The organism is Sphingomonas asaccharolytica NBRC 15499, from assembly GCF_001598355.1.
Taxonomy (GTDB): Bacteria; Pseudomonadota; Alphaproteobacteria; order Sphingomonadales; family Sphingomonadaceae; genus Sphingomonas; species Sphingomonas asaccharolytica.
In genome coordinates this window covers 49,809-60,320 of the sequence record NZ_BCYU01000015.1, presented here as the reverse complement: position 1 = coordinate 60,320, position 10,512 = coordinate 49,809, and the positions used below count along the sequence as shown (strand labels likewise).

Sequence of the window (10,512 nt, the reverse complement as noted above, 5' to 3'; positions counted from 1 at the left end):
ATCGCGCGATCGGGTCAATCATGCCCCCCAGCATTATTGAGAAATGCGCGGGGCGCATTTCGATCAGATTGCGCGATGATCACTGGGAAGGCATGTCGTACGCGATGCCGCTCAAAATAGACCCTCCCTCGACCCCTCCCGTAAACGGGAGGGGAGACTTGCCCGTCACGCTCGCCGTCGTCACCGGGGCGCATGGCGTGACGGGGGAAGTCCGCCTGAAGGTCTTCGCCGAGGACCTGAAACCGCACAAAAGCTTCAACGCCGGCGCGTTGACGTTGAAGGCACTGCGCATCACGCCGCAGGGCGCGATCGCGCGTTTTGCCGAAATCCCCGACCGCACCGCCGCCGAAAAACTGCGCGGCGCCGAACTGACCGTGCCGCGATCGGCACTGCCGCCGCTGGGCGAGGGCGAATATTATCACGCCGACTTGCTTGGCCTGCCTGTCGTGTCGGATTCCGGTGAGCCGCTCGGGCACGTCGTGCTGATCGAGAATTTCGGCGCGGGCGATGTGATCGAAATCGAACGACCGGGCGAGGACGGCAAGCCCGGCAAGCGCTTCATGGTGCCGATGCGCCCCGAAGCGGTGCCCGAATGGGACAATGAGAAGCTGGTGGTGGCGGCGGCCTTCGCCGATTAGCACCGCCGCGTCCGATATCAGCGGCCGTTCTGGCCTTGTCGATCTCCGGAAAAGATCTGATCGCATAACGGCAGCAAAAGCGCGCATACAGCGTCACGATCGCGTTCCGCCCGTTGCAGCGTGTTGAACGTGGCGAAGCTGGTCAGGGTGAACAGCAGGTCGACGATGTCGGCCTTTGCCTGCCCGTCGGCGGTGCCCTGTCGATCGACCAATATTCCCAAAAGGCCGCGGCGGCGTTCGTTGCGCGCGGCTAGCGCGTTCGCCAGTTCGGCGTCCAGCGCGGCCGCCGCGAAGATGCCGCCAAGCCCGCCATGCGAACTCCAGAAATCGCAGAACGTCCGCACGACCTGCGCCAGCGCTGCACGCGGTTCCGTCGTCGCCATCGCCTGGGCCAAATTGGCCAGGTTTCCCCGTTCCGCCACTGCGTCGAACGCAGCTTCCAGCAACCCGTTGCGCGAGCCGAACTGATTGTAGACGGTCAACCGGGTTACGCCCGCCCTTTTGGCGACGGCATCGAGCGCCAATGCCTGCCCGTCGGGCTCGCGCAGAATCGCCAGGGCAGCCTCGACGAGGCGCGCCCGCGTCTCCGCCGCCTTCGCGTCGCGCTTCTCGGTCGAATAGGGCCTTGACGGTTTGTCGGGAATCATGACTATACAATCTGTATATCTAATCAGACTCACGTCTGTCGATCGGGAGTTTCTCGTATGCAAGTCTTGCTGATCATCACCATCGCTGTCCATGTCCTAGCGTCAGTCTTCTGGGCGGGGTCGACCTTCGTACTTGCCAGGAGCGGCGGAGCGGGTGCCGCGCCCTTGTTCGGCCCGCGGATCGGCGCTGCGACAGTGTCGGGACTATCCGGCACGCTCTTGTGGCATCTGCTCCACGAGGGCAGTTTCGAACTGGCCGAAAAGATATTGGCGACCGGTGCCGTCGCGGCGATCCTCGCATTCCTGGTCCAGATCCTCGTCGCTCGCCCGGCGCTGCGATCGGGCGACACGACGCAACGCCTGGCGGCCGCTTATCGCGCCTCTGCCGCGCTATTGGTCGTCACGGTCATCTGCATGGCTGTGTCGCGTTACGTCTGAAGGGAGGAGGCAATGCCCGACATCCCCATCTTTCCCGATCTGGCCGGCAAGACCGCATTGATCACTGGCGGCTCCGGCGGGATCGGCGCCGAGACGGCGCGCTGGTTCGCGTATAATGGTGTGCGTGTGACGATCGCGGGGCGCGACCAGACACGGCTGGACCACGTGGCCGCGTCGCTCGACGCCATCTCGTCGGGCCATGCGGCAATCGCCCTGGACTGTTCCAGCGCCGATCAACTCGAAGCCGCGCGCACCGCCCTCATCGAACGGCTCGGCGGACTCGACATCCTGATCGCCTTTGCCGGCGGCGGCACGAGCCGGCCGGCACCGATCGAACAGGTGACCGAACGCGACTGGCGGTCCAGCCTCGACAACAACGTCACTGCCACTTTCCTGACGCTTAGGACGTTCGTACCGGACCTCAAGGAAAGCGGCCATGGTACCGCCGTCACGATGGCGTCGACCGCGGGCAGGGCGCCGTCCTCGGCGCCGCTCGGCTATGGCGTCGCCAAGGCGGGGATCATTCTGCTCACGCAGCAACTCGCGCAGGACCTGGGCCCCGACAGTGTGCGCGTGAATTGCATCTCGCCCTCCGCGGTGCTCACCGATCGCACCGCCGAGCGCATGCCGCCGCCCGTTCGGCAAGCGATCGCCGACACCCATCCGTTGCGCCGGCTGGGGACGCCGGCCGATGTGGCCGCGGCGACCTTGTTCCTGGCCTCGGAAAGCGCCGGTTGGCTGACCGGCGCGACGCTCGACATTGCCGGCGGCCGATTGATGCACTGACCGTCTGACATCCTTCCGCAAAAGGTTTCGACATGGCACTTGAGCTCAACCACGCCATCGTCCGCTGCACCGACAGAACAGCAGCGGCGCAATTCTTCGCCAACCTGATCGACGCCGCGCGTCCCCACGCCTTGGGCCCATTCGCTGCGGTACGAGTCAACGACCGGCTGACGCTGGATTTCTACGACGCGGACGTCTTCGCGTTCGGCCATTTCGCTTTTCTCGTCGACGATCCCCGTTTCGGGGCGATCCTGGAGCGCGTGGTAACAGGCGACCTGCCGTTTGGATCGGGGCCGTTCACGCGAGATCGAACGATCAATCGTCTCAATGGCGGCCGCGGCGTCTATGTCTGGGACGGTGACGGCAACAGTTATGAGTTCTTCACGGTCGACCCTTTGGGCTGAGGGATTACTCGATGCAGAAGCGCAGTATTCCGCCGGTTACGCCGCCCAGGCGGCCAGATCCTCCTGCTGCCCGATCAACGCCAACCCATGTGCAATCGAGGTCAGCTCGCCGCCCGACGCGATCCGCTCCTCGCCAAAACGCTCCGCGAACATGCGCCGGATGCGCGGGGTCAGCGAGGTGCCGCCAGTCAGAAAGACGCGATCGATGGCGCCCGCGGCAATGCCGGCAGCGGCGAGCGCGCGATCGGCCGCGGCCTCGATCCGCGCGATATCGGGTGCGATCCAGGCTTCGAACGCATCGCGCGTGACATCCGCTTCGATCGCGAGACCCGCGCCGGCGAAATGGAAATGGGCGTGATCGGACGCCGACAGCGCACGCTTGAGCTGGCCGACAGCGTCGTACAATTGATAGCCGAGTTCCTGGTCGATCACCGCAATCATTCGGCCGATCGCGGCGGGATCGAGCGCGGCGCGGCGGAGCTTTTCGAGATCCGCCAAGGTGCGCCGATTGCGCATCAGTGCCAGTTTCGACCAATCCGCGAAGTCGCTGAAATAACCACCGGGAATATCGAGTATTTTGTCGAACGATCGATACGACCCGCCCTTGCCGAGCAACGGCATCACCAGATTGTCGATGATCCGCGCGTCGAACCGGTCGCCGGCAATGCCGACGCCGGCATGGCCTAGCGGCGTGCAGCGGCGCGGCGCGCCCGGCGCTTCTATCCGCACCACCGAGAAATCGCTGGTCCCGCCGCCGAAATCGGCGACCAGGATCGTTGCCGCGTCCGTGATGCGCGAGGCGTAACTGAAGGCGGCGCCGAGCGGCTCGTAGACATAATGGATATCGGTGCCGAGGGCGGCGAACATCAGGTCGTAACGCTGCCTGGCGAGGGCCTCGTCGGGGCGGCCGCCGGCGAATTCGACCGGACGCCCGACGACGATACGCGATGCAGTGTGGCCCAATCGCCCGTCCGACCGGGCGATCAGCTTGCGCAGGAACAATTGGCCGAGATCCTCGAACCGCATGCGGCGTTCGAAGATGGTGGCATGTTCGAAGCTCGAGCTGGCGGCGACCGACTTGAAAGACTGGATGAAGCGGCTGCCTTGCGGGAAATCGAGATAGTCGCGGATCGCCCAGGGACCGGCATCGGCGCCGAGCGCGACCCGAGCATCGCCTTCCTCCCAAAAGCACAAAGCCGAGCGGAAGACGGCATCTTTGCCTTCCGGTCCGCCGAGCATGACGAGGTCGGCGGTATCACCGCTCGCCGTGGCGACCACAGTATTGGTGGTACCGAAATCGAATCCCAGCGCGGAAGAGGCAGCGTCACTCATGGCGGCGCGCCTCTAGCCGGAATGTCGGCCAGCGGCAAAAACCGAAGATTGCGGTCGGTCATTCGCGTTTCGTGACCGTTTTCGCTCTGTAGAACGAGGCGCCACTTGCCGTCTCCTGCGGTGCAGGCAATGGTCGAATGATGACGAACGCCGATCTCTCCCTTTCCAGGCCATCCGCCTCACTCGTGCAGTGCCGGGCATGACTCGGATCGCGATCCTAACCGACATCCATGGCAATCTGCCCGCGTTGGAAGCAGTGATCGCCGATGCCGAGACGCAAGGCTGCACCGGATTCGTCAATCTCGGCGATTCGTTGTCGGGTCCGCTCTGGCCAGCGGAAACTGCCGATCTGTTGATCGATCTCGATTGGCCAACGATCGCGGGCAACCATGAGCGCCAATTGCTGACCATCGACCGCGCGCGGATGGGCGCGAGCGACGCTTTTGCCAGCGATGCCTTGGGCGACCATCACCTCCAGTGGCTGGCGAGCCTGCCGCCGACGCTGCACTTGTCGCCGAACGTGCTGCTGTGTCACGGCACGCCGACCGACGATCTCGAGCATTTCCTCCATACCGTCGATGGCGGCGCTGCCCGCGAGGCGACCGATGTCGAGATTCGCGAGCGGGCGGGGGATCGCAGCGAGGCGCTGATCCTGTGCGGGCATACGCATCTGCCGCGCTTGGTGACCTTGGAAGACGGCCGCACCATCGCCAATCCCGGCTCGGTCGGATTGCAGGCCTATGATGACGACCACCCCGTCGCTTATCGCGTGGAAGTCAGCGATCCCAGCGCGCGTTACGCCATTGTCGATGGCACGGCAGTTACGTTCCGCGCGATCGACTATGATCAGAAGGCCGCCATCCGGCGGGCGGAAATGAACGGCCGCGACGATTGGGCGATCGCCCTCAAGTCCGGGCGGATGGCATGACCTTCGCCGCGACCGTCCTCACCCTCTATCCCGACATGTTCCCCGGCCCGCTCGGCACGTCGCTGGCGGGGCGCGCCCTGGGCGAGGGCAAATGGAGCCTCGACGCGGTCAATATCCGCGACTTCGCGATCGACAAGCATCGCACGGTGGACGAAACACCGGCCGGTGGCGGCGCGGGCATGGTGCTCCGCGTCGATGTGGTGGCGAACGCGCTCGATAGTGTCGCGGATGGCCGTCCTATCCTGGCGATGACGCCGCGCGGACGACCCCTCACTCAAGAGCGTGTTCGCGATCTCGCGACCGGTTCCGGCGCGATCATTTTGTGCGGCCGGTTCGAGGGATTCGACGAACGATTGTTCGACGCGCGGCCGATCGAACAGGTGTCGATCGGCGACTATGTTCTGTCGGGCGGAGAGATGGGCGCGCTGGTGTTGCTGGACGCTTGCATTCGGCTGCTTCCCGGCGTAATGGGCGCGCCTTCCAGCGGAGATGAAGAGAGCTTCGAAAGCGGCCTTCTCGAATATCCGCATTATACCCGACCTGTCGAATGGGAAGGGCGCACGATCCCCGAAGTGCTGCGATCGGGGGATCATGCGAAGATCGCGGCCTGGCGAAAGTCGATGGCCGAGACAGATACACGGTTACGGAGACCGGATCTTTGGGAGCGCCATGAGGGTGCTCGGGTCCAGCCTCCCTCTGGCGCGCGGCGACGAAAGAAGGACGACTGAGATGAACATCATCCAGCAACTCGAGGCCGAGAACATTGCGAAGTTCGTAGAGGCCAAGAAGATTCCCGAATTCCGCCCGGGCGACACGCTGCGCGTTGGCGTGAAGGTGGTCGAAGGCGAACGCACCCGCGTGCAGAATTACGAGGGCGTGTGCATCGCGCGGTCGAACAAGGGCATGGGCAGCAACTTCACCGTGCGCAAGATTTCGTTCGGTGAGGGCGTCGAGCGCGTCTTCCCGCTCTATTCGCCGAACATCGACAGCATCGAAGTCGTCCGCAAGGGCGCTGTGCGTCGTGCCAAGCTCTATTATCTGCGTGGTCGCACCGGCAAGTCGGCGCGTATCGCCGAGCGTCGCGACACGCGTGGCGATAACGCCGCCTAAACAGCGTCGTCTCGCGAGAATAGAAGGGGCGCGGAGGGGGACCTCCGCGTCCTTTTTCGTGCTGGTGTGCCGCGGCGTCCGATCTGGCGCCCATGCCGGCCGTCTATGGCTGTCCCCTTTCAATCTATGGCGGGAACGAGGAGACCGCGATTAGTCTGCCCTCTCGGGATCGAGAATGAGAGAGGGAGAGCCCATGGCCCAGCGCCTGACGCGGCGGCAGCTGATCGGGGGAGCGGTAGCGGCCGGAGGATTGGCGAGCTGGGCGGTTCGTGCCGGCGCGCTGGGCGAGCCCTCGACGTTGTTTCGCGAGGTCATGCTGGTCGACGGGACTGGCACGCCAGGGCGGCTCGCCAACGTGCTCGTCGCGGGCGACCGGATCGCGCGGATCATGCCGGCGAGCGGCAAGACGTCCGGGTCGACCGCGCGGATGGTCGCCGGAGAGGGCAGGGTGCTCGCCCCCGGCTTCATCGACATGCACAGCCATGGCGATCCGTTGCACGATTCCTATGAAACGTTTCTGGCGATGGGCGTCACCACCGTCACGCTCGGCCAGGACGGCGAAGGCCCCAGGGTCGGCAATGACCTCGACCCCAGAAGCTGGATGCAGGCGGTCGACCGCGCGCGGATCGACATCAACGTCGCGCTGCTGGCCGGCCACGGCACGTTGCGACGTGCGGCCGGCGTGGCGGATTCGGTGCACCGCCCCAATGCGGCCGGACTTGAGCGGATGGCGGCGCAGCTCGATTCCGAACTGCGGATGGGCGCGTTCGGTATTTCCTATGGCCTCGAATACGTCCCCGGCATTTATTCGGAGACGCCCGAGCTGAGCAACATCGGCAAGGTCGTCGCGCGCTATGGCGGCGTCTGCATGAGCCATATGCGCTCGGAGAATGACGACGAGATCGAGGCGTCGATCAACGAACTGGTGACCTCGTCGCTGCCGGCGCGACCGCATATCTCGCACTTCAAGTCGGTGTTCGGCAAAGGCGAGAAGCGCGGCCGCGAATTGCTCGCCTTCGTCGCCGACTTCCGCCGTCGCGGAATCGATCTCACCGCCGACGAATATCCATATGAGGCCGGCTATACCGGAATCGCGATCCTCTTTCCGAAATGGGCGCTGCCGCCGACCGATTACGCCGCGGTCTTGGCGGAGCGGCGGCAGGAACTGCGCGACTATCTGATCGCCCGGATGACGCGGCGCGGCGGACCGGAGGCGTTGCTGATCGGGACCGCGCCTTATGCCGGCAAGACCCTGGCCCAGGCGGCGCAGCAGGAGGGGATGGATTATGCCGACCTGCTCATCAAGCTAGGGCCGGACGGCGGCTCGGGCGCGCATTTCACGATGGACAAGGTGTTGCAGGACACCTTGTTGGTCGATCCCAGCGTCTCGTTCTCGACCGACGGCGGTCCGGGCATGCGGCATCCGCGCGCGACCGGTACCTATGCCAAACTGGTCGAGGAATATGTCGTGCGCGACAGGAAGCTGACGATCGAGGAAATGGTCCGCAAGGCGACCGGCTTCCCCGCACAGACGCTGCGCCTGTCCGATCGCGGCGTGATCCGCGCCGGGGCCAAGGCCGACCTCGTCCTGTTCGATCCGAAGAAGGTCAGGGCGCGCTCGACCTATGTCGATCCCTTCGCGATGGCCGAGGGGTTCGACCTGGTGATGGTGAATGGTCAGCCTGCCTTTGGAGGCGGGAAAAGGGTTGGGTTTTCGGGGAAGCTGCTCAGGGCACGGTAATCAAAAAATACTCCCCGTACCGGGGAGGAATTACTTCCCCGCCACCGCTTTGCATAAACTATCGGTCGCAAGCGCGATCCGCGACTCCGGCATGTCGCGATTGCCGGGATCGTTCTCCACCTCACGCGTCTCCGTATTGAACGTGAGCAGGCTGCCCATGTGCTGGTCCGGACATAGGCTCAGATAGGCGCGGAAGCCGTTCTGGTCGCCATTATGGCCGACGATGCGGATGCCGTCGGTCTGGTCGAGGAAGAAGGACAGTCCGCTCCACGTCGTCTTGGCCATCCGGCCTTGCGTATAATCCTCGCCGGCGGAAATTTGCGGCTTCCACATCTCCTCGAGCGATGACCGCTTGAGCACCACGTCATACTCGGCCTGCCGCGCCGGATCGCCGAGCAGGAAGGCGACGTATTTAGCCATATCCGGCAGCGGCGAATTGAGACCGCCATTCGACACCGTCACGCCAGTATCGACATCGAACGGTGCCTCGATGCGCTTGCCGTCGCGGATGTAATAACTGTGCGTCCGGTGCGGCAGCAAATAGGGCGGCGTCCGGTCGAAATAACTCGAATACATGCCGAGCGGCCGAAGGATATTCTTGTCGATATAGACTTCGAAATCCTCGCCCGAGAGCCGCTCGATCACCTGGCCGAGATAGACGATGCCGGGGTTGGAATAGCTGAAACGGCTGCCGGGTTTGTACTTCACTTCGGTGTACGGGATCATCGCCTTGAGCTGTTCCCAGCTCGGCGGCTCGAACGGTTGCCAGTCGCGGTCGCGCCAGCGCCAAGTCGCGCCGGCAAAACCGGCGCTGTGGCTCATCAGCTCGCGGATGGTGATCTCGCCGGTATCGCCGAACGGATTGTGCACCCCTGCGAGCTCGGGCACGTAGCGGACGATCGGATCGTCGAGCTTGAGGAGGCCGCGATCGCGCAGCTGCATGATCGCGATGCCGGTCATCGTCTTGGTGATCGACGCCCAATGATAGATGGTCTGCGCGTCGACCGGCACCCTGTTGTCGGCATCCTGATCGCCGAGATGGTCGGCGACGACAACGCGGCCGTCGCGCACGAGGTAGAAGCTGCTGCCGACGATGCCCGCGCGCCTGATCTCGGCGCGGTGGAGCGCGCGAAAGTCGGTCAACGCTTTGTCGAACGCGCGTTCGCTAGCGGTCGCGGGGCTGGCGACTTGGGAGATGGTGAGCAGGAGGCAGGCGGCGATCCAACGGGACATGGCGATCTTCCTTGCTCTTTTTGCGAGAACGAATGTCGATCCTGCTGGCCGCTCGTCGGTCGCGCAATGCAAATGGGTTGCGATCGGTATAGCTTGCGGGATCGCTAAGCGCGTAATCGCGCGCTATCTCGCGTGAATGACCAACCGTTGTCCCTGGGCGGGCGCCGACCCGCAGATGGAAGCCTATCACGATACCGAATGGGGTGTCCCTGAGCGCGACGGGCGAGCCTTGTGGGAAAAGCTGCAGCTCGACGGATTCCAGGCCGGCCTTTCCTGGTCGACGATCCTGAAAAAGCGCGATGCGTTTCGCGAAGTGTTCGCTGGGTTCGACCCGGAGAAAGTCGCCCGGTTTGACGCATCCGATGTCGAACGGCTGCTCGGCGATGCGCGGATCATCCGCTCGCGCGCGAAGATCGAAGCGACGATCGGCAATGCGCGCGCCTATCTGGCGATGCGCGACGCCGGCGAGGACTTCGCCGATTTCTGCTGGGGCTTCGTCGATGGCGCGCCGCTCAAGGGCGACGGCGTACACCTGCCGGCCAAGACGGACTTATCCGAGGAAGTTTCGAAGCAACTCCGCAAACGCGGATTCAAGTTCGTTGGGCCGGTGATCGTCTATGCCTGGATGGAAGCGTGCGGGCTGGTCGACGATCACGTGATCGGCTGCTTCAGGCGGGCCGCGTGATCTCCGTATTCCGCACCGCTAGGCGTAACTGACCAGCTCGAACTCGGTGCCGTCGAAGTCGAAAAAATAGAACCGGCGGCCGGGTTCGTAATCGCCGTGGTTGAACGGCTCGATCCCAGCCGCTTCAACGCGGCGTTCGGCGTCATCCAGATCGTCGACAACGATGCCGACATGATTGAGCGGACGGCCTTTCTGAAAGGCGTCGTCGGGGGTATCGGCGCCATCGTGCGTGTAGAGCGCCAGATAGAAGCGATCGTCACCGACATGGATCGAGCGCCCGCCATTGATCGCCGGTCCCCGCCAGCGGACGTGCCAGCCGAATAGGTCGTGCATCAGCTTGGCGCTGCGCTCCGGATCGCGAACGGTGAGGTTGACGTGTTCGATGAAAGCGCCGGGCATGGATGATCCTTTCGATGAAATCGGTCCGTGCGCAGACAGATAGTTCCTCAACTATAGTTGAGGTCAAGAGGCAAAATCGATCGGCGGCCTGCCCATTGCGAGACGGGCGCGTAGCCCTTTACGGAACGTTCCGGCCCCGCGATAAGCCGCAGCAACGCCCGCGATCAGCCG

General features: G+C 64.1%; 13 protein-coding genes. 9 read left to right on the top strand and 4 right to left on the bottom strand.

Translation table 11 applies throughout. The features are described from left to right. Positions 1-104: 104 nt before the first annotated feature. Positions 105-638 carry a ribosome maturation factor RimM gene (gene rimM, locus SAS01S_RS06105; protein WP_066806267.1) on the top strand — a complete coding sequence of 178 codons (534 nt, stop codon included), beginning with the start codon at positions 105-107 and terminating at the stop codon, positions 636-638. 17 nt (positions 639-655) lie between these two features. Here rimM and SAS01S_RS06100 read toward each other — a convergent pair whose 3' ends face one another. Next, entirely contained in the window at positions 656-1,285 is a 630-nt protein-coding gene (locus SAS01S_RS06100; protein WP_066806234.1) for a TetR/AcrR family transcriptional regulator, read from the bottom strand. A gap of 57 nt (positions 1,286-1,342) precedes the next feature. Between SAS01S_RS06100 and SAS01S_RS06095 the strand changes: the two genes are divergently transcribed. Genes SAS01S_RS06095 through SAS01S_RS06085 form a run of 3 tightly spaced genes read left to right on the top strand, consistent with a single transcriptional unit; the run spans position 1,343 to position 2,913 of the window. Beyond that, positions 1,343-1,723 (top strand): hypothetical protein, encoded by a 381-nt coding sequence (locus tag SAS01S_RS06095; protein WP_066806232.1) that lies wholly within the window; start codon positions 1,343-1,345, stop codon positions 1,721-1,723. A 12-nt stretch (positions 1,724-1,735) separates the two neighbouring features. Then, entirely contained in the window at positions 1,736-2,509 is a 774-nt protein-coding gene (locus SAS01S_RS06090; RefSeq protein WP_066806231.1) for an SDR family NAD(P)-dependent oxidoreductase, read from the top strand. A gap of 32 nt (positions 2,510-2,541) precedes the next feature. Further along, the gene (locus SAS01S_RS06085; RefSeq protein ID WP_066806230.1) at positions 2,542-2,913 is read left to right on the top strand and encodes a VOC family protein; all 372 of its coding nucleotides are present in this window, start codon (positions 2,542-2,544) and stop codon (positions 2,911-2,913) included. Positions 2,914-2,949: 36 nt separating this feature from the next. On the opposite strand, the gene SAS01S_RS06080 is transcribed toward SAS01S_RS06085, so the two are convergent. After that, positions 2,950-4,245: an Hsp70 family protein gene (locus SAS01S_RS06080; RefSeq protein ID WP_066806229.1), complete on the bottom strand. Its 1,296-nt coding sequence runs from the start codon at positions 4,243-4,245 to the stop codon at positions 2,950-2,952. 199 nt (positions 4,246-4,444) lie between these two features. On the opposite strand from SAS01S_RS06080, the gene SAS01S_RS06075 reads away from it, so the two are divergent. The 4 genes from SAS01S_RS06075 (at position 4,445) to SAS01S_RS06060 (ending at position 8,024) form a co-directional block, all read left to right on the top strand. Continuing rightward, positions 4,445-5,173 (top strand): metallophosphoesterase family protein, encoded by a 729-nt coding sequence (locus SAS01S_RS06075; protein ID WP_066806228.1) that lies wholly within the window; start codon positions 4,445-4,447, stop codon positions 5,171-5,173. After that, positions 5,170-5,901 (top strand): tRNA (guanosine(37)-N1)-methyltransferase TrmD, encoded by a 732-nt coding sequence (trmD, locus tag SAS01S_RS06070; RefSeq protein ID WP_066806227.1) that lies wholly within the window; start codon positions 5,170-5,172, stop codon positions 5,899-5,901. Before SAS01S_RS06075 ends, trmD begins: the two co-directional genes overlap by 4 nt. A gap of 1 nt (position 5,902) precedes the next feature. Further along, on the top strand, positions 5,903-6,283 hold the full coding sequence (gene rplS, locus SAS01S_RS06065; protein ID WP_066806226.1) for a 50S ribosomal protein L19: 381 nt from the start codon (positions 5,903-5,905) through the stop codon (positions 6,281-6,283). A gap of 193 nt (positions 6,284-6,476) precedes the next feature. Further along, positions 6,477-8,024, top strand: coding sequence for an N-acyl-D-amino-acid deacylase family protein (locus SAS01S_RS06060; RefSeq protein ID WP_066806224.1), 1,548 nt, complete (start codon positions 6,477-6,479; stop codon positions 8,022-8,024). Positions 8,025-8,054: 30 nt separating this feature from the next. Here SAS01S_RS06060 and SAS01S_RS06055 read toward each other — a convergent pair whose 3' ends face one another. Further along, positions 8,055-9,257, bottom strand: coding sequence for a serine hydrolase domain-containing protein (locus SAS01S_RS06055; RefSeq protein ID WP_066806223.1), 1,203 nt, complete (start codon positions 9,255-9,257; stop codon positions 8,055-8,057). Between the two features lie 136 nt (positions 9,258-9,393). On the opposite strand from SAS01S_RS06055, the gene SAS01S_RS06050 reads away from it, so the two are divergent. Further along, a complete protein-coding gene (locus SAS01S_RS06050; protein WP_066806221.1) occupies positions 9,394-9,942 on the top strand; it encodes a DNA-3-methyladenine glycosylase I in 549 nt (182 codons plus the stop codon). A gap of 18 nt (positions 9,943-9,960) precedes the next feature. On the opposite strand, the gene SAS01S_RS06045 is transcribed toward SAS01S_RS06050, so the two are convergent. Beyond that, complete coding sequence (locus SAS01S_RS06045) at positions 9,961-10,341, bottom strand: VOC family protein (RefSeq protein ID WP_066806219.1); 381 nt, start codon at positions 10,339-10,341, stop codon at positions 9,961-9,963. Between the last annotated feature and the right edge of the window lie 171 nt (positions 10,342-10,512).

Coding starts and splice junctions, on each gene's coding strand:
- rimM (WP_066806267.1), top strand. CDS start 105: ATGCCGCTCAAAATAGACCCTCCCTCGACCCCTCCCGTAAACGGGAGG.
- SAS01S_RS06100 (WP_066806234.1), bottom strand. CDS start 1,285: ATGATTCCCGACAAACCGTCAAGGCCCTATTCGACCGAGAAGCGCGAC.
- SAS01S_RS06095 (WP_066806232.1), top strand. CDS start 1,343: ATGCAAGTCTTGCTGATCATCACCATCGCTGTCCATGTCCTAGCGTCA.
- SAS01S_RS06090 (WP_066806231.1), top strand. CDS start 1,736: ATGCCCGACATCCCCATCTTTCCCGATCTGGCCGGCAAGACCGCATTG.
- SAS01S_RS06085 (WP_066806230.1), top strand. CDS start 2,542: ATGGCACTTGAGCTCAACCACGCCATCGTCCGCTGCACCGACAGAACA.
- SAS01S_RS06080 (WP_066806229.1), bottom strand. CDS start 4,245: ATGAGTGACGCTGCCTCTTCCGCGCTGGGATTCGATTTCGGTACCACC.
- SAS01S_RS06075 (WP_066806228.1), top strand. CDS start 4,445: ATGACTCGGATCGCGATCCTAACCGACATCCATGGCAATCTGCCCGCG.
- trmD (WP_066806227.1), top strand. CDS start 5,170: ATGACCTTCGCCGCGACCGTCCTCACCCTCTATCCCGACATGTTCCCC.
- rplS (WP_066806226.1), top strand. CDS start 5,903: ATGAACATCATCCAGCAACTCGAGGCCGAGAACATTGCGAAGTTCGTA.
- SAS01S_RS06060 (WP_066806224.1), top strand. CDS start 6,477: ATGGCCCAGCGCCTGACGCGGCGGCAGCTGATCGGGGGAGCGGTAGCG.
- SAS01S_RS06055 (WP_066806223.1), bottom strand. CDS start 9,257: ATGTCCCGTTGGATCGCCGCCTGCCTCCTGCTCACCATCTCCCAAGTC.
- SAS01S_RS06050 (WP_066806221.1), top strand. CDS start 9,394: ATGACCAACCGTTGTCCCTGGGCGGGCGCCGACCCGCAGATGGAAGCC.
- SAS01S_RS06045 (WP_066806219.1), bottom strand. CDS start 10,341: ATGCCCGGCGCTTTCATCGAACACGTCAACCTCACCGTTCGCGATCCG.